Genomic DNA, 16,495 nt, shown 5'->3' with positions numbered 1-16,495 from the left:
CGGCGGATCCCGGGGGCGCTCCCGCAATTGAGCTGTAGGAGAACGCCCCCGGTCGGTGCACCGCCGGGTCAGTCCGCCGCGGGCACCTCGGCCGGGCGCTTGAACATCCGGGTCGCGGTGATCTCGCCGTGCACGGCGGGCTCCCCGGGGTCCGGGGCCGCCGGCAGGCCCGGGCGCAGGTGCTCCTCCACCGAGATGTACTTCAGCCCGGCCCGCAGGTCGGCGTCGTTGCGCAGGCGGATCACCAGCGGGAACTCCGCCAGCGCGGTGGTGTCGAACAGGCCGGTGGTGTAGATGAGCTGCACGCCCAGGGCATCGGCCACCGCGCGCTGGAGCTCCAGCAGGTAGGTGGCGTTGGCCCGCCCGATCGGATTGTCCAGGAAGAGCGTGCCGGCGTGCCGCAGCTGGGACTGGCCCCGGTCGTTGGCCCGCAACGCGGCCATCGTGCAGTAGAGCGCGATGGCCGCGGTGAGCAGCTGGCCGCCGGAGAACACGTCCGACATCTGACCCACGCTCACCCGCTCGGCCCGCAGCACCGCATCGGGCTTGAGGATCTCCACCGAGACGCCCTTGGGACCGATCGCCGCCGCCACCGCGCGCAGCAGCAGCGACATGCCGTCCCGGCGCAGGTCGGAGTTCTTCTTCACCGCCGCCCGGGTCGCCTCGTCGATCACCTCGCCGAGCCGCTCGGCCAGCACCGTCTGGTCCGGGTCCTCGAACCGGATCCGCAGGAACTCCTGCCCGGACCACTCCCCCAGCCCCTCGGGCAGCCGGGAGAGCCGCTGCGCGGCCCGCAGGGTGGCCAGCGCCGACTCCACCAGCCCGCGCAGCCGGTCCACGATCGAGCCGCGGTTGCGCTCCAGCTGGCCGAGCTCGTCGGTGAGCACCCGCAGCCGGGGTGCGAAGGCCTCGGCCCAGGCGGCCGCGTGCTCGGGCAGCGCGGCCGCGGGCAGCTCGCGGATCTGCTGGCGGGCCGGGGTGCGGACCATCTCGTACCGGGCCGCGTTGGCGTGCCGGACCAGTGCGTCGGCCGCGTCGCGCACCGCCAGATCGGCGGCGGACAGCTCGGTGGAGGCGGCCCGCAGCGCCCGGCGGCTCTCGGTGGCGGCGGTGCGCGCCTCCACCAGGGGCTCCAGGTACGGGTCGGCGCCGCCCTCGCCGTCCTCCGCGGTCGGCTCGCGCAGCCCGTCCCGCAACCCGGCGGCGGCCTCCTCGAAGTCGGCGGCCGCCGACTGGGCGGACTGCAGGGTGCGCAGCAGCTCGGTGTGCTCGGTCCTGGCCTGCTCCAGCAGGTCGCGGCGCTCGGCCAGTTCGGCGGTGGCGCCGCGCAGCAGTTGCTGGGCGTGCTCGGGGTCGGCCGGCACGAGCTCCTCGGGCAGCTCGGTGTGCGCCTCGCCGGCGGCCGGCGCCGAGCGCTCGACCTCGGCGCGCAGCCGGCCCAGCTGCTCGCTGGCCGCGGCCGAGCGCGCCTCGATGGTGGCCACCAGCTCCTCGGCCCGCGCGGCGGCGGCCTGGCGGGCCGGCCCGTCGGCGCCGTCGGGGCTGTTCAGCAGTTCCTCGGCGCGGGTGCGCACCTTGTTGGTGAGCCGGTCCAGCTCGGCCCGGGCGGCGGCCTCGTCGCTCTCCGCGCGGGCCTGCTCGGCGCGCAGGTCGGCGCCGACGCCGACCTTCTCGTACAGCTGGGCGGCGGCCCGGTAGGCCTCGCGCAGCGCGGGCAGCGAAGCGGTGGGCAGCTCCTCGGCGAGGGTCACCGTGCCGGACAGCTCGGCGCGTTCGGCGCGCAGCGTGCGGGCGGTGCGGCGGGCGTCGTCGGCGGCGCGCTGGGCGGCCCGGCGGTCCTCGTCGCAGGCCTGGGCGCGCTCGGCGCAGGCGCTCTGGCGGCGCTCGCACTCGGCCGCGTCCTCGGTCAGCTCGCGTACCGAGCGGTGCCAGCCGGCCCGCTCGCGCAGCCGGAAGGCGAGCCCGGCCAGCGCGTCGGCCCGCCGGCGGCTCTGCTGGGCGGCCTCGCGGCGCTCCTCGTACAGGGCGGTGGCGGCGACCCGCTCGGCCTCGGCCTCGGCGTGCTCGGCGCGGGCGGTGGCCAGCTGGGCGACCGCCAGTTCGGCCTGCTCGGCGGCGGCCGCCCCGGCCTCGGCCAGTTCGGCCAGCGTGCCGGGCGGGCAGCTGGCCTGCCAGGAGGCCAGCCGGGCGGCCAGCGCCCGGTCGCCGCCGAGCCGGGCGGCCAGCTCGCGAATGTGCTCCTCGCGGGCGCCGGCCCGCTCGCGCAGCTCGCGGCGCTCCTGGTCGGCGGCGCTCTCGTCGTGCATGGCCGGGTTCGGCGGCACCAGGAAGAAGGCCGGCTCCTCGGTGATCGGAGCCACCAGCGCGGCCGCGGTGCCGACCGCGACGGTGGAGCGCGGCAGCAGGGCGGCGCCGCGCAGCGCCTCCTCGGCCCGGGCCAGCGAGGACGGGTCGGTGACCACCACGCCGTCCACCAGTTCGGGGCGGGCGGCCAGGATCCGCTCGTGGTCCAGCGGGTCCACCGACTGGGCCAGATAGCGCCAGCCCGGCAGTGCGGGCACCCCGTGCTCGCCGAGGAACTCCACGGTGGCCAGCACGTCCGGGCCGGGCGGCAGCAGGCCGCCGTCGCCGAGCGCGGCCAGGATCCGGGAGTCGTCGGCGGCCGCGGTGCGCAGCCCGAACAGGGTGCGCTCGGCGGTGCCGACCGCGGTGTCGAGCAGTTCGGCCAAGTCCTCGGCGGCCCGGTCCAGCACGTCGGGGGTGAGCCGGTCGCCGGCCTGGTCGTCCTCGTGGAACGGGGCCAGGCCCAGCAGCTCGGCCAGCCGCGGCTCACCGGCCAGCTGCACCGCGGTGCGCCGCTCGGCGGCCAGCGCGCGCTGGGCGGCGCCGCGGGCGTCGGCGGCGCGGGCGGCGGCCAGCTCGGCCCGGCCCTCGGCGGCGGCGGCCTCCCGGGTACGGGCGGTGGCCTGCTCGGCGGCGGTGCGGGCCTGCTCCAGGCCGGCGGTGGCGCTCTGCTCGTGGTCGGCGGCGTGCAGCGCGGCCCGGGCCGGGTCCACGTCCTCCGCCGGGTCGATCCAGCCTGCCGTGACCGCGGCCTGCAGCTCCTGCTCGACCTCGGCCAGGCGCTGGCGCAGGTGGTCGGCGTCGGAGCGGGCCTTCTGCCCGGCAGTGGCGGCGGCCAGCCCGTCGGCCTGGGCGCGGGCGCCGTCGGCCTGGATCTCGGCGGCCCGGGCCTCCTCGGTCTCGGCCCGCTCCTCGGCGGTGGCGGCGGCGGCCTCCAGCGCGTGGGCCAGGGCGCCGGCCGCCTGGGCCCGCGCCGCCAGCGCGGGCGCGGCGTCCAGCTCGGCCTCGCGGATCGCGGCGGCGACCCGGGCCGCCCGGTCGGCGGCGGCCCGGTGGCGCAGCGCCGCCTCGGCGGCCTGCCAGGCGGCGTAGAGGGTGCGGGCGTCCAGCAGTTCACGGCGCAGGCCGGCCGCCTCGGCGGTGGCCGCGGCGAGCGAGAGGGTGGCGTGACGGTGGGTCAGCTCGGCGGTGATCAGCGAGTGGCGGGTCCGGTCGGCCTCGGCGGCGGTCACCGCGCCGGCCGCGGCGGCCACCTCGATCGCCAGGTCCTGGGCGCGCTCGCGCTCGGCGCGGGCCCGGGCGGTCAGCGCCTGGGCGAGCCGGCGGGTGCGGCGCTCGGCGGTGCGGTGCGCCTCGCGGACCGCCTCGCGCGCCGCGGTCGCCGCCACGATCCGCTCCAGCAGCTCCACCGAGCCGGCCGTGAAGTCCCGCTCGGCGACCAGCTCGGCGCGCCGGCCGAGCTTGGCGGCGAAGCCGTGCACCAGGTCGGCCAGGCCGTCGGTGTCCCGGGTGTCGGTGACCGCGCGCAGCAGCAGGTCGGTGAAGTCGGCGTCGTGCTTGACCGCGAAGAGCCCGGCCGCCTCGCCCTCGTCGGCGTTCATCTCGCGCTGGTAGCGGAAGAGCTCCGGGTCCAGCCCGAGCTCGCCCAGGTGCTCGGTCCACCGGTCGTGGCCGTCCTCGAAGGTGAGGTCGAGGTAGGGGTAGGCCTTGGCGGCCTCGGTCAGCGCGTCCCGGAACCCCTTCATGGTGCGCCGGCGGCCGCGCGGGCGGGCGCCCGGGTCGCCGAGGGCGGCCCGCTCGGCGACCGGCAGCGAGTCCAGGGTCAGGCCGGGGCCGGGCCGGAAGGAGTACCAGGTCTCGGCGAACTTGCGCGGGTCGGAGGAGACCTGGCGGCCGCGCCACTCGCTGACCTTGCCGACCACGATCAGCTCGCCGGTGACGGTGTGCTGCCACTCCAGCGCCACGTGGCCGCAGTCGTCGGCCAGCAGGAACTTGCGCAGCACGCCGGAGCTGGCACCGCCCAGGGTGTTGCGGTGGCCGGGCAGCATCACCGAGAAGATCAGCTTGAGCAGCACCGACTTGCCGCCGCCGTTCTCCAGGAAGAGCACGCCGGCCGGCGCCGGGCGGCGCTGCGGGCCCTGCGGCTCGTCCCCGAACATGCCCAGCTGGCGCGGCGCCGGGTTGGCCACCGGCTCGCCGACTCCGCGCAGGTCCAGCACGGTGTCGGCGTAGCGGGCGCCGGCCGGGCCGATGGAGTAGAGGCGGACCCGGTTGAGCTCGTACATATCGGCCAATCGTAGGAAAAGGAATGTCCGCTGGGGGGTCGTCAGAGGGCGTGGAACGGCAGGCCGGCGTCGGCCACCAGTTCCTCGCTGTGGTCGGCGGGCAGCAGCGTGGCGGAGCCGTCGGTGACCGGCACCACGCCGAGCTCCAGCAGCTCGGCCATCGCCGCGCCGCCGGCCAGGTCGCGGACCTGCAGCTGGTAGCGGGCGGTGGTGCGGTAGGTGCCGCCGGCGTCGTCCGCGGTCTTCTGCAGGAAGCCGGACTCGACCAGGAAGGCGACCGCCTTGCCGGTGATGCCGATGGTGGAGCCGGCCAGCCGGCGGGCGTCCTTGGTCGCGCCGGTGGTGGAGCGGCGGGCCCAGACCCGCCAGGCGGCCTCCAGCCCGGGTGCGTCGCTGGCCGGGTCGGTGTTCTCGCCGGCCTGCTCGGCCTGCTCCTCCAGCCGGCGGCAGGCCTGGCGGACGAAGGCGTCCACCCCGTTGACGGTGATCCGGCCCAGGTAGCCGTCGTCGGCCAGGTCCTCGGGGCGCGGGAAGGCGAGCGCGGCCACCGCCAGGTGGGCCAGGCCGTGCAGGAACCGGTCGGTGGTCTCGGAGGCGGCCCGGCGCGAGTAGTCGCCCATCCGCACGGCGAAGACCGAGTCCTCCCCGGCGGCCAGCGCCAGGCCGGCCCGCGGCGAGACCTCCAGCACCACCAGGCCCAGGCCGGTGGCGACCGCGTCGGCCAGGCGGGCGAACGGCGGGTCCTCGCGGTAGCGGCGGACCAGCTCGGTGTACTCGCTGTCGCGGGCCGGCAGCAGTCTGGCCTGCAGGCCGAAGGAGACCAGACGGGAGGCGTCGGCCACGTCACTGGGCGTCAGCGCGGCGGCGGGGGCGCCGTCCTGGGGGCTGGTCATCGGTGCTGCTCCTAGCTGGTGGTTCGTCACTACTGCGCGTCCTGCCGGTCGGCCGCCATGCCCGCCGCGTCCAGCAGGGCGCTGCCGACGATCAGGTCGGCGCCGCCGAACTCCGGGTCGGTCAGCTGGGTGCCGTCGTCCACCGCGAACAGCAGCCGCTGCTCGCCCTGGCGGTAGGCGGTGCCGACCGGCGGGCTGGCCGCGTGCACGGAGAGCAGGGCGACCAGGTAGGGCAGCTCCGGGTCCTGCCGGCGGGCCTCGGCGAGCAGGCCGGAGAGCCGGCGCGGCGCGTCCGGCGGCAGGTCGAGCAGCTGCAGCGCCGCCTCCAGCTGGGCCTCGGAGAACCGGCTGTCGTCCGGGGTGGCGACCAGGTCCGGGTCGGGCAGCTCGGCGCCCAGGTGCTCGCGCTCCACCGGCGGGGTGAGCAGCAGCTCGACCAGGTCGGTGATCCGCACCGCGGTGGGGGTGCGCAGGCCGGCGCCGCGGGCGAAGAAGGCGTCGGTCGGGCGGACCGCCTGCTCCACCGGCAGCCGCAGCACGGGGGCCAGCAGCTGCCCGTACAGGTCGAGGCCGGCCCGGGCGGCAGGTGCGGCGAAGGCCTGGCGGTCCTGCTCGGCGCGGAACAGCGGGCCCGCCTCCAGCAGCCGGGTCTGCAGCTGGGTGTGCCGGCGGATGCAGTCCTTGACAATGTCCACCAGCTCGGCGGCCTGGCGCTTGTGGTCGGCGCCCTCGGCCTCGTCGCGGATCTTGCGGATGTTGGTGAGGATCGCGTTCTCGTGCCGGTAGCGGTCGGCGATGTGCTCCAGCGCCTCGTCGATCAGGTCCGGCACGGCCTGCATCCAGTCCACGGCGCGGACGTTGCGCCTGGTCGCCTCCAGGGCGCGGCGCAGGGTCTCGGCGTACTGGACGGTGCGGTAGCGGGCCTGCTCTGCGGCCAGCTGGGCGTCGGCCAGCCGGCCGCGCTTGATCAGCACCTCCAGCTTGACCTCGGCGGCGATCTGGGCCGAGGTGACGTCGGTGTCCAGCGCGCCGACCAGGACGTTGACCGCCTCGTCGGTGGTGCGCAGGTAGACCCCGCCGTCCGGGCCCGGGACCTCCTCGATCAGCTTGAAGTCGTAGTCGCGGCGCTGGTAGGCGCCGTCGGGGCCGAAGGTGCCGTAGACGGCGCGGAAGCCGCGGTCCACGCTGCCGACGTTGATCAGCGACTCGAGCACCCAGCGGGCCACCCGCTGGTGCTCGGCGACCGGGCGGGCGGGGTGCTGGGCGGCGACCCGCGGCAGCAGGCGGCCCAGCACTATCTCCCGGTCGGCACCGGTGTCGAAGTCCATGTGCAGGGTGACCAGGTCGATCGCGGCCAGGCCGACCTCGGCCATCGCGTAGCCGCCGTACTCCCCGGCCAGGTTGACCTTGCGGTTGTCCAGGTCGTGCAGCGGGGCGGTGCAGGCCAGCGCCTTCAGCCGGCGGGCCAGGCCCTCGTCGGCGGCCGGCCCGGGGGCCGGGCGGGCGGCGGCGGGCGCGGGGCCGCTGGCGGTGGTTGCCGGGTCGGCCGCCTGCCGGGGCGTGGCGGGCCCGAGCTCGGGCTCGGCGGGCTGGGCGGCGATGACGGTCACGGGGGTAAAGCGTAGGGCCCCGTGCCGACAGGTCCGAAACGCTCCCTCTCGTCCTGCTTCGTCCAGGGCCTCGAAGGAGAGTTGAACACGTTCAAAATTGTCACTAGGGTGACCGCCATGACAGCAATCGATGCGGTGCGCGAACTGCGCCAGGTGCGGCGCCTGCTCTGGATCTTCGTGGTGTGCCTGGCGCTGAGCGGGCTGACCGCGTTCCCGCTGCAGACCGAGACCCGACTGCTGGTCGAGCTGGTGCACCGGGTGCCGGCGCCGGGCACCCTGGTCGACTGGCTGGAACGGGTTCACGCCGGGCTGGTCGAGACGGACGCCCGGTACCCGTTCCTGGCCTACGGGACGGACTGGCTGGCCTTCGCGCACCTGGTGATCGCCGGGGCGTTCTGGGGGCCGCTGCGCGATCCGGTGCGCAACGTGTTCGTGGTGCGGTGGGCGCTCGGGGCGTGCGCGGCGATCGTGCCGCTGGCGCTGATCTGCGGGCCGCTGCGCGGGATACCGGTGTACTGGCGGTTTGTCGACATGTCGTTCGGGGTGGTCGGGGCGGTGCCGCTGCTGCTGGTGCTGCGCGGGATCCGGCGCCTGGAAACCGCCGCCTGACGGAGCGCCGGAAGTCGGTGGGCCAAGGGGGTGGCCGCGGCGGACCGGGTCCGGGGCGAAGCCCTACGATCGCCTCGACACCCGCAGCAGCTCCTGGGAGGCAGTCGGCCGTGACCGGTGCGGTGATCGATCTCAACGCGGACCTCGGCGAGGGGTTCGGACGCTGGACCCTGACCGACGACGAAGCCCTGCTCTCCGTGGTCACCAGCGCCAACGTGGCCTGCGGATTCCACGCCGGCGACCCCTCCACCATGCGCCGGGTCTGCGCGCTGGCCGCCGAGCGCGGTGTGCGGATCGGCGCCCAGGTCTCCTACCGCGACCTGGCCGGCTTCGGCCGCCGCGCGATGGAGGTGCCGCCGGACGAACTCGCCGACGAGATCGCCTACCAGATCGGCGCACTGCAGGTGTTCGCCCGGGCGGCCGGCTCCCGGGTCAGCTACGTCAAGCCGCACGGGGCGCTGTACAACCGGGTGGTGGCCGACAGCGAGCAGGCGGAGGCGGTGGTGGCCGGGGTGCTGCGGGCCGGTGCTGTCTGCGACGGCCCGCTGCCGGTGCTCGGCCTGCCCGGCTCCCGGCTGCTGGAGGTCGCCGAGGGCGTCGGACTGCCGGTGGTGACCGAGGCCTTCGCCGACCGCGCCTACACCCGGGCCGGCACCCTGGTCCCGCGCCGCGAGCCGGACGCCGTGCTGCACGACCCCGAGGCGGTGATCGCCCGCGCGGTGGGGATGGCCCGGGACGGGCTGGTCACCGCGGTCGGCGGCGAACCGGTGGCGATCGACGCCCGCTCGCTCTGCGTGCACGGGGACACTCCGGGGGCGGCGCAGCTGGCCTGGCGGGTGCGCGGGGCGCTGGCCTCCGCGGGGATCCGGGTGGAGGCGTTCACCTGATGGTGACGGTTCGCCGGGTGGGGGAGGCCGGGCTGCTGCTGGAGGCGGCGGACCCGGCGGCGCTGTACCGGCGGCTGCTGGCCGAGCGGGCGACCGGGGCGCTGGGCGAGGTGGCGGAGATCGTGCCCGCGGCGCGCACCGTGCTGCTGGACGGGGTGGCGGACCCGGGGCGGGTGGCGCGGCTGGTCGCCGCCTGGACGGTGACCGCGGCGGCGCTCGCCGACGGGCCGCTGGTGGAGCTGCCCGTGGTGTACGACGGCGCGGACCTGGCCGAGGTGGCCGGGCACTGGGGCGTCTCGGTGGCGCGGGCGGTCGAGTTGCACAGCGGGATCGAGTACCGGGTGGCGTTCTGCGGCTTCCTGCCCGGGTTCGGGTACCTGACGGGCCTTCCGGAGCAACTGCACGTCCCGCGCCGGGCCACCCCGCGACCCGCGGTGCCGGCCGGGTCGGTCGCGGTGGCGGGGCCCTACACCGGGGTGTACCCGCGCTCCTCGCCCGGGGGCTGGCAGTTGCTCGGCCGGACACCGGCGGTGCTGTGGGACGCGGACCGCGACCCGGCGGCCCTGCTGGCGCCGGGGACCAGGGTGCGATTCGTGGAGGTGGCGTGAGTACCGCTGCGGCGCTGGTGGTGGTGCGGCCCGGGCCGCTGACGACCGTTCAGGACCTGGGGCGGGTCGGGGTGGCGCACCTCGGGGTGCCCAGGGCCGGGGCGCTGGACCCGCCCGCGCACCGGGCCGCCAACCGGCTGGTGGGGAACGCGGCCGGCGCCGCGACCCTGGAGACCACGCTCGGCGGGATCACCGTGCGGGCCGAGGGCGGCCCGGTGCTGGCCGCCGTCACCGGGGCCCCGTGCGCCGTCCGGCTGGACGGCCGGCCCGCCGCGTGGGGGCGGGCGGTACTGGTCCCGGCGGGCTCGGCGCTGGAGGTCGGGCCGGCCGAGGCCGGGGTACGGGCCTACCTCGCGGTGCGGGGCGGGATCGCGGTGCCGCCGGTGCTGGGCAGCCGCTCGGCGGACCTGCTGGCCGGGCTCGGGCCGGCCCCGCTGCGGGCCGGGGACCGGCTGCCGGTCGGGGCGGAGCACGGGGCCCCGGCCGCGGAGCTGGCCCCGCTGGCCGCGCCGCCCGCCGAGCTGGTCCTGCGGCTGCGCCCGGGCCCGCGGGCGGACTGGTTCGCGCCGGACACCTTCGCGCTGCTCCCCCGCCACCGGTACCGGGTGGCCGCCGCGAGCAACCGGATCGCACTGCGCACCGAGGGCCCGGCCCTGACCCGCGCGGTGCCGGGCGAGCTGGAGAGCGAGGGCATGGTGCTGGGCGCGGTCCAGGTGCCGCCGGACGGGCGGCCAGTGCTCTTCCTGGCGGACCACCCCACCACAGGGGGCTACCCGGTGATCGGGGTGGTGCCGGCCGCCGACCTCCCCGCGGCCGCCCAGGCCCGCCCGGGCACCCCGGTGCGCTTCAGCCCCCTGCGCGCTTGACCTTCCCCCCACCGCAACGTCCACCCTGGGCCGGTGTCCGTACCGACCCTCACCATCAGCGCCTTCGCCCACGCGGCCGGCCTCTCCCCCAAGGCGCTGCGCCACTACGACGAGCTCGGCCTGCTCCGCCCCGCCCGGGTGGACCCCTGCACCGGCTACCGCTACTACGAGGCCGGCCAACTGCCCCGTGCCCGCCTGGTGGCCCACCTGCGCCGCATCGGGGTACCGCTCGCCACGATCCGTCAGCTCACCGAGGTGACCCCCGCTCAGGCCGCCGAGCAGCTCGCCGCCTACTGGGACCGGGTGCTCGCCGAGACCGCGGAGCGCCAGCAGCTGGTCGAGCACCTGATCGAGCAGCTCGCTCCGGGCGCCGGGACCGCCTGCCTGAGGCTGCGCTGCGCCGCCCGCACCGACCCGGGGCGGGTCCGGGGCCGCAACGAGGACCTCGCCTACGCGGACCCCGCCCTGCTCGCCGTGGCCGACGGCTTCGGCGGCAGCGGGCGCGGCGCCGCGGCGATCGAGGCGCTGCGCCGGTTCGACGCGACCGCCGCCGGCCCGCCCGACCTGCTCAACCTGCTCGCCGGGGCGGTCCGCGGCGAGCAGCAGGCCGGGCCCGGCGGCAGCACCCTGACCGCGCTGCTGCTCACCGGAAACCAGTTGGCCCTGGTGCACATCGGCGACTCCCGCGCCTACCTGCTGCGCGGCGGGACGCTGTTCCAGATCACCCACGACCACACCCTCGTCCAGTCCATGATCGACGCGGGCACCCTCACCCCCGCCGAGGCCGCCTCGCACCCGCAGCGCTCGCTGCTGCTCCGGGCCCTGGTCGGCGCACCGGACGTCGACCGGCCCGACTTCTCGCTCCATGAAGCCAGACTCGGTGACCGGTACCTGCTCTGCTCGGACGGCCTGACCAACTCCGTCGACGAGGACCGGCTGCGCACTGTGCTCAGCACCGTCACGGCGCCCGAGCAGGCGGTGCACCAGCTGGTCGCGCTGGCCAACGGGGCCGGCGGGGCGGACAACATCGCCTGCGCGGTGGCGGACGTGGTCCGTGCGGACTGACCGCCGCTGGCTGCTCGACCCGGCCCCGCTGCGCGCCGACCGCGGATTCGCGCGGTTCTGGGCCACCTCACTGGTGACGGCGCTGGCCGGACAGCTCACTGCCGTCGCCGTCCCGCTGCAGTTGTACGGGCTGACCCACGACTCCACCTGGGTGGGCGCCGCCGCCCTCGCGGGGCTGGCCCCGATGGTCCTGGGCGCGCTCTGGGGCGGCGCGCTGGCGGACGCCGCGGACCGGCGCCGGCTGCTGCTGCGCGGCAGCGCCGGGCTGGCTGCGGTGTCGGCGCTGCTCGCGGCGCAGGCCGCGCCCGCGCCAGGGCCCGGGGTCTGCGCGCTCGCCGTGCTGCTCGCCCTGGTCACCGTGCAGCAGGCGCTGTTCGGGATGGTCTCCGGGGTCCGGGGCGCGGTGGTCCCCTGCCTGGTGGCCGCCGACCGGCTGCCGGCCGCGAACGCACTGATGGCGCTGGCCGGCTGGTCCGGCGGGATCGGCGGACCGCTCCTCGCCGGGGTGCTCGCGGCCACCGTCGGGCTGACCCCGCTCTACCTGCTGGACGCGCTCGCGCTGACCGCCGCGCTGCTCCCGCTGCGCGGCCTGCCCAGGCTCCCGGCTCCGGCCGGCGGGCCCGCCCAGGCCGGGCTGCGCGCGATCGGGGCCGGGCTGCGGACGCTGACCGGTCATCAGGTGCTGCGCACGGCCTACCTGGCGGACGCGGTCGCGATGGTCTTCGGGATGCCGGCGGCGCTCTTCCCGCAGCTGGCCCAGGAGCGGTTCGGGCCGGCCTCGATCGGGGTGCTGAGCGCGGCGATGGCGGGCGGGGTGGTGGCCGGGAACCTGCTGTCGGGGCCGGCCGCGCGGGTGCGGCGGTACGGGGTGGCGATCACCGTGGCGGTGTGCGGCTGGGGGTTCGCGGTGGCCGGCTTCGGGCTGGCGGGCCGGCTCTGGGTGGCCGCCGGGTGGCTGGCGCTGAGCGGCCTGGCGCTGGCCGGGCTCAGCCTGTTCCGCAAGACCCTGATGCAGCGGGCCGCCCCGGACGCGATGCGCGGGCGGTTGCAGGGCGCGGACACCGTGATCGCCGCCGGCGGCCCCCGCCTCGCGGGCCTGCTGCACGGGCTGGCGGGCGCCGCCTGGGGCACCGGCTGGGCCATCACCGGCGGCGGCATCCTGGTGATCCTCACCATGCTCGCCACCGCCCGCGGCTTCCGCCCCACACCCCCGTAGTGCACCGCTGGTGTCCCAGGAGGTCCACCGGACCAGCGGGCCCCGCCGAGGCGGGTAGCCCTAGGAGCGTTCGCGGGAGGTGAGGCGGCCGCGGACTGCTGCGTGGACCTCGGCCTCTTCGGCGGGGTCGGCGGCCAGGCGGCGCAGGCGTTCCAGGACCCGGGCGTCGCCGGTGGTGACCACATGGCGGGCCGCCAGTTCCCTGGTGGCCTCCTCGCAGTCCCACAGGCACTCCACCGCGGGGCCGCAGGCGAAGTAGCGGTCGGTCCGGGCCAGCGCCTGGGCGGCGCGGCCGCGCAGGTCGGAGGAGGCCGCCTCGCCGTAGACGTGGCGCAGGGTCGGCACGGCGTCCGCGGCGGCCAGCCGCCCCGCACCGTCGACCAGGGTCGCCAGGCCCGCCCCGCGGACCCCGTGCTCGAGCACCCAGCGGCGCAGGCCGGCCACCACGGCGGGCGCGTCGATCGGCTCGCCGATGTCGGCCAGCAGCAGCACCGCCGCCTCGCCGAGTGCGCTGTCGGCGCCGCCGGTGGCGGGGTCGGCCCAGCGGCGGGCGCTGGCCAGTGCCCGGGGGCCGCGCATCCGGGGCAGGGTCTCGAGGGCGGCACGCACCACCCGCGCGTCCGCGTGGCCGGCGGCGGTCTCGATCAGCTCGGGCAGCGCCGGGTCGTCCAGGTCCACCAGGTGGCGCAGTGCGGCCCGGCGGGCGCCCTCGCCGCCCTCGCGGGCCGCGGTGATCAGGGTCTCCCGGTCCTCGGGGCGGGCCACCGAGGTGAGACAGCGCGCCGCGGCGGCCGCCCGGCGGTCCACCGCGCCGGGCTGCAGCGGGTCGTCCGCCACCTGGTCGGCCCAGGCCAGCACGTCGGCCACGCTCCAACCGGGCATCACGGCGCCACGGTCGAACTGGCGCTGCCACAGGTCGAACGGCGACTGCTCGCCGGCCGCGGCCACCCTGGGGTGGTGCGCCGCCCACAGCCGCCAGGGCTTGGGCTCGTACGCGGCGCGCAGGGCGGCCCGCAGGCTCGCCTCGCCCTCGGGGGTCTCGGGGAACCGGGCCAGCACGGCGGGGGCCAGCGCGAGCAGCGCGGCGTCCTCGTCGCGCAGCGCCAGCTCGTCCAGCGCCCAGGCCCAGTTGGACCCGGTGGCCACGTACTGGCGCAGCAGCAGCAGCGCGTCCCGCCGGCCGTAGCCGGCCAGGTGGCCGAGCACGGACAGGGCCAGGCCGGTGCGGTGCTCGTCGTCGTCCAGCAGGTCGTCGGGGTGCGCGAGGTGCTGCTCGATGCCGCCGAGCGGAGCTTCCAGGTCCATGTAGACCCGGGCGTAGTAGAGGGAGCGGTTCTCCACCTGCCAGTCACAGCGCGGGTCGCTGGTGACGCACTCCTCCAGGGCGGCGACAGCCTCGTCACGGTCCGCAGCGAGCGCATGCAGCTGCCCGTCGCCACGTCCTCTTTGCAGAAGGCCGAGGAGGCTGGCACTGGGGGCTATCACGGGCTCGAACATGAGGTCAGCATCCGTTGCGGCGGTCGTCGTGGCAACGGGATTTCCGTCGCCGGGGGCTGATGGACAAGGTGCGGTTGGCGCCCGGGCGCCGGAATCACCGTAGGTTACCGCCTGCACCGTCGAGAAGCACACAAAATGCGGACAGTCCGACTGGAACGCCTCCGCAACCCATCGGATCCGCAGTTGAACGGCCTTCCTGGCATATGCCCGAAGAATGTTCCACGGACATCTGCGGTTCCCCTGCCGCGCGCCGGTGCGTTGTGGGACAGTCGGTCAATGAGCCTCCCGCCCCTTGTGGCCCCCACGGCCCGCGTGGCGGCGCCGGACACCGCGACCGTCGAGTGGGACCTGGTCGAGGATGCCGTGCGCTGGCCGCCCGAGGCGTACCGCGTGCTGGCCCGCGACCCGCGGCTCGGGCCGCTGACCCTCGACCAGCTCCCCTCCCAGCTGCTCGCCGGGGACCGCCCGCTGCTGTGCCGGATGGTCACCGCGGCACTGGTGCACGGCCGCCCGCTGGACGGCGTGGTCAGGCTGGACCACCGGCCGGCCCCGGCCGCCGCGGTGCGCTGCACCGGCCGGCCGCGGCTCGGGCCGGACGGACAGGTGGTCTCGCTGCGGATGGAGATCACCCTGGTCCGCTGAGCCCCACCAGGCGCACGTGTCTCTCCGGCCCCGCACGAATGCTTGCCGTGCGGCGCACATATGCTTCGTGCCGCAGTGTCGGCACAGGGCGGACCTGCACCATACGGAGGACCGTTCGATGGAAAGCCAGATTCTGCACAAGGCCGCGTTCCTGCTGCACGAGTGCCACGAGCCCGAGCAGGTTGTGGTGGAGCGCCTGAAGGAGTACTTCCCGGCGCTCTCCCTGGTCGAGCGCGAGCGCTACGTCCAGGAGGCCTGGGACCAGGTGCACACCGCGAACGTCGACAACCTCTGAGCCCTCGGACGGCTCCTACTGCGCAGGGCGGCGGGCCGACGGCACCGCCGCCCTGATTCGTTCCCGCAGCTCGCCCACCGCGGGCAGCGACTGGTACCGGTCGCTGAGCCGGTACATCTTCTCCAGCCGGTCCCAGGTGCGGAGCGAGGAGATCGCGTCGATCTTCTCCAGCACCAGCTCCACCTGGGCCTGCGCCGCCTCCGGCTGGCCGGCGATCCAGTGCACCGAGGCGAGTGTCACGTGGTCCAGCGCGCCGGACCGCTCGTTGCCCTGCTCGACCCGCAGCCGCATCGAGGTCAGCACGTGGCGCTCGGCCCGCTCGGCGGCGCCCGGGTCGTGCTCGGCCAGGGTCCGGTAGACCAGCGAGGACATCCCGTTCAGCTCGACCTCGTTGAAGGTGCGCGACCAGGCCGGCTGCGGCTCGTCCCGGTCCTTGGCGTAGCAGTCCTCGGCCTCGCCGAGCAGCCGGTGCACCTCGCGGGTGTTGCCCAGGGTGGCCTGTGCCCAGGCCTCCACCGCGTTGAGCATGGCGCGGGTGCGCGGCGCCATGCCCGGCCCGGCGCCGGCCCGGGCCAGCTTCATCAGGTCCAAGGCCTCGCCGCCGCGCCCGTGGTGCAGCAGCTGGCGGGCGCAGCGCGAAACCGACTCGCCGGCCCGCTCCCGGTCGCCGGCCTCCTTGGCGGCCTGCGCGGAGATCACGAAGTAGCGCTGGGCGGCGGCCTCCAGGCCCACGTCGTGCGACATCCACCCGGCCAGGGAGGCCAGGTTGGACGCCACCAGCCAGAGCCGGCGGGCCAGCTCGGGCGGGTGAGGGTGAGTCAGCAGACCGCCCACCTCGTTCAGTTGGCCGATCACGGCCTTGCGCTGCAGACCGCCGCCGCGCGAGGCGTCCCAGGAGCGGAAGACCTCGAAGGCCAGCTCCAGCGACTCCACCTCCTGGGCGCCGACCGGCCCGGGCTCGTAGACGTCGAGCAGCGGAGCACCGGCGGCACCGCCGACCATGCTGCGCGGGGCCCGGGCGGCGACCCGGGCCACGGTCTCGCCGCTGAGCCAGGCGTAGAGGGAGTCGGGGACGGCCTCGGGGCCCGGCAGCGCCGAACCGCGATCGTGCTGGCTGCCCGTCTGTCCGCGTCGGTTGAGCATGAGATCCATTCCCGTGAACTCGGTGAGGATCTGAGCCGTCCGCTCCGGCCGACCGGCCTCGCCGCAGTGCGCCGGGGCCGCGCCCAACTGCCGGTGCCGCACCAGCCCGAGGTCCTCGATGGACACGACTCGGCCGAGCCGCTCGGTGAACACGGCAGCCAGCACCCGGGGCACCGGATCGCGCGGGATCTCCCCCTGCTCGATCCACCGCCGCACCCGAGAGGTGTCGGTGGCCAGCTGCTGCTGGCCCATCGCGGCACCGCGCCGGTTGACCAGCCTGGCCAGTTCGCCCTTGGACCAACCGGTCAGTCCGAACAGGTCGGCGAGTCGGGTGTTGGGTTCCCTGCTCACGTCAAGCCCCCAGGTGCATCGGCTGGGTTCGAGCCTAACGGGGTGTCATGTGCCACGCGAGCATTCGCCAGGGTCCGCCAGGGGGCGCCATGTCGATAGCCAGTGGCAGCCGGGTGTCAGGTAGAGATGCGCCACCTCACCCCGGGCCGAAAGGCCCGGGATTGCGGGCCCCGGAGCGATCCGGG

General features: G+C 76.3%; 13 protein-coding genes. 8 read left to right on the top strand and 5 right to left on the bottom strand.

From position 1 onward, the window contains the following. Nucleotides 1-68: 68 nt before the first annotated feature. From C7C46_RS10765 to C7C46_RS10755, 3 genes are read right to left on the bottom strand one after another with little or no spacing between them, the layout of a single operon-like run. On the bottom strand, nucleotides 69-4,628 hold the full coding sequence (locus tag C7C46_RS10765; protein WP_110668271.1) for a hypothetical protein: 4,560 nt from the start codon (nucleotides 4,626-4,628) through the stop codon (nucleotides 69-71). A gap of 41 nt (nucleotides 4,629-4,669) precedes the next feature. Beyond that, nucleotides 4,670-5,521, bottom strand: a complete 852-nt coding sequence (locus tag C7C46_RS10760) for a hypothetical protein (RefSeq protein WP_110668269.1) — start codon at nucleotides 5,519-5,521, stop codon at nucleotides 4,670-4,672. A 29-nt stretch (nucleotides 5,522-5,550) separates the two neighbouring features. Next, complete coding sequence (locus tag C7C46_RS10755; protein WP_245984345.1) at nucleotides 5,551-6,990, bottom strand: hypothetical protein; 1,440 nt, start codon at nucleotides 6,988-6,990, stop codon at nucleotides 5,551-5,553. Between the two features lie 258 nt (nucleotides 6,991-7,248). On the opposite strand from C7C46_RS10755, the gene C7C46_RS10750 reads away from it, so the two are divergent. From C7C46_RS10750 to C7C46_RS10725, 6 genes are all read left to right on the top strand, one after another. After that, the gene (locus C7C46_RS10750) at nucleotides 7,249-7,740 is read left to right on the top strand and encodes a hypothetical protein (protein ID WP_110668299.1); all 492 of its coding nucleotides are present in this window, start codon (nucleotides 7,249-7,251) and stop codon (nucleotides 7,738-7,740) included. Nucleotides 7,741-7,850: 110 nt separating this feature from the next. Continuing rightward, nucleotides 7,851-8,627, top strand: a complete 777-nt coding sequence (locus C7C46_RS10745; protein ID WP_245984341.1) for a LamB/YcsF family protein — start codon at nucleotides 7,851-7,853, stop codon at nucleotides 8,625-8,627. Next, the gene (pxpB, locus tag C7C46_RS10740) at nucleotides 8,627-9,235 is read left to right on the top strand and encodes a 5-oxoprolinase subunit PxpB (RefSeq protein WP_181442291.1); all 609 of its coding nucleotides are present in this window, start codon (nucleotides 8,627-8,629) and stop codon (nucleotides 9,233-9,235) included. The genes C7C46_RS10745 and pxpB overlap by 1 nt, the downstream gene beginning before the upstream one ends. Beyond that, nucleotides 9,232-10,101: a 5-oxoprolinase subunit C family protein gene (locus C7C46_RS10735; protein WP_110668267.1), complete on the top strand. Its 870-nt coding sequence runs from the start codon at nucleotides 9,232-9,234 to the stop codon at nucleotides 10,099-10,101. Before pxpB ends, C7C46_RS10735 begins: the two co-directional genes overlap by 4 nt. 33 nt (nucleotides 10,102-10,134) lie before the next feature. Beyond that, nucleotides 10,135-11,166, top strand: a complete 1,032-nt coding sequence (locus tag C7C46_RS10730) for a MerR family transcriptional regulator (RefSeq protein WP_110668265.1) — start codon at nucleotides 10,135-10,137, stop codon at nucleotides 11,164-11,166. After that, a complete protein-coding gene (locus tag C7C46_RS10725) occupies nucleotides 11,156-12,382 on the top strand; it encodes an MFS transporter (protein ID WP_110668263.1) in 1,227 nt (408 codons plus the stop codon). Before C7C46_RS10730 ends, C7C46_RS10725 begins: the two co-directional genes overlap by 11 nt. A 60-nt stretch (nucleotides 12,383-12,442) precedes the next feature. On the opposite strand, the gene C7C46_RS10720 is transcribed toward C7C46_RS10725, so the two are convergent. Next, a complete protein-coding gene (locus C7C46_RS10720; RefSeq protein WP_110668261.1) occupies nucleotides 12,443-13,879 on the bottom strand; it encodes a HEAT repeat domain-containing protein in 1,437 nt (478 codons plus the stop codon). A gap of 276 nt (nucleotides 13,880-14,155) precedes the next feature. Between C7C46_RS10720 and C7C46_RS10715 the strand changes: the two genes are divergently transcribed. Together C7C46_RS10715 and C7C46_RS34930 are read left to right on the top strand one after the other, a co-directional pair. Beyond that, nucleotides 14,156-14,521: a hypothetical protein gene (locus C7C46_RS10715; RefSeq protein ID WP_146259049.1), complete on the top strand. Its 366-nt coding sequence runs from the start codon at nucleotides 14,156-14,158 to the stop codon at nucleotides 14,519-14,521. Nucleotides 14,522-14,639: 118 nt separating this feature from the next. Further along, entirely contained in the window at nucleotides 14,640-14,816 is a 177-nt protein-coding gene (locus tag C7C46_RS34930) for a hypothetical protein (RefSeq protein WP_181442290.1), read from the top strand. 15 nt (nucleotides 14,817-14,831) lie between these two features. Here C7C46_RS34930 and C7C46_RS10710 read toward each other — a convergent pair whose 3' ends face one another. After that, the gene (locus C7C46_RS10710; protein WP_110668256.1) at nucleotides 14,832-16,310 is read right to left on the bottom strand and encodes a DNA-binding protein NsdB; all 1,479 of its coding nucleotides are present in this window, start codon (nucleotides 16,308-16,310) and stop codon (nucleotides 14,832-14,834) included. Nucleotides 16,311-16,495: the final 185 nt, after the last annotated feature.

This window comes from Streptomyces tateyamensis (genome assembly GCF_003205575.1).
GTDB classification, from domain to species: Bacteria; Actinomycetota; Actinomycetes; order Streptomycetales; family Streptomycetaceae; genus Kitasatospora; species Kitasatospora tateyamensis.
The sequence above is the reverse complement of the archived record's forward strand: the minus strand, read 5'-3'. Positions and strand labels throughout refer to the sequence as shown.

Coding starts and splice junctions, on each gene's coding strand:
- C7C46_RS10765 (WP_110668271.1), bottom strand. CDS start 4,628: ATGTACGAGCTCAACCGGGTCCGCCTCTACTCCATCGGCCCGGCCGGC.
- C7C46_RS10760 (WP_110668269.1), bottom strand. CDS start 5,521: ATGACCAGCCCCCAGGACGGCGCCCCCGCCGCCGCGCTGACGCCCAGT.
- C7C46_RS10750 (WP_110668299.1), top strand. CDS start 7,249: ATGACAGCAATCGATGCGGTGCGCGAACTGCGCCAGGTGCGGCGCCTG.
- pxpB (WP_181442291.1), top strand. CDS start 8,627: ATGGTGACGGTTCGCCGGGTGGGGGAGGCCGGGCTGCTGCTGGAGGCG.
- C7C46_RS10720 (WP_110668261.1), bottom strand. CDS start 13,879: ATGTTCGAGCCCGTGATAGCCCCCAGTGCCAGCCTCCTCGGCCTTCTG.
- C7C46_RS10715 (WP_146259049.1), top strand. CDS start 14,156: ATGAGCCTCCCGCCCCTTGTGGCCCCCACGGCCCGCGTGGCGGCGCCG.
- C7C46_RS34930 (WP_181442290.1), top strand. CDS start 14,640: ATGGAAAGCCAGATTCTGCACAAGGCCGCGTTCCTGCTGCACGAGTGC.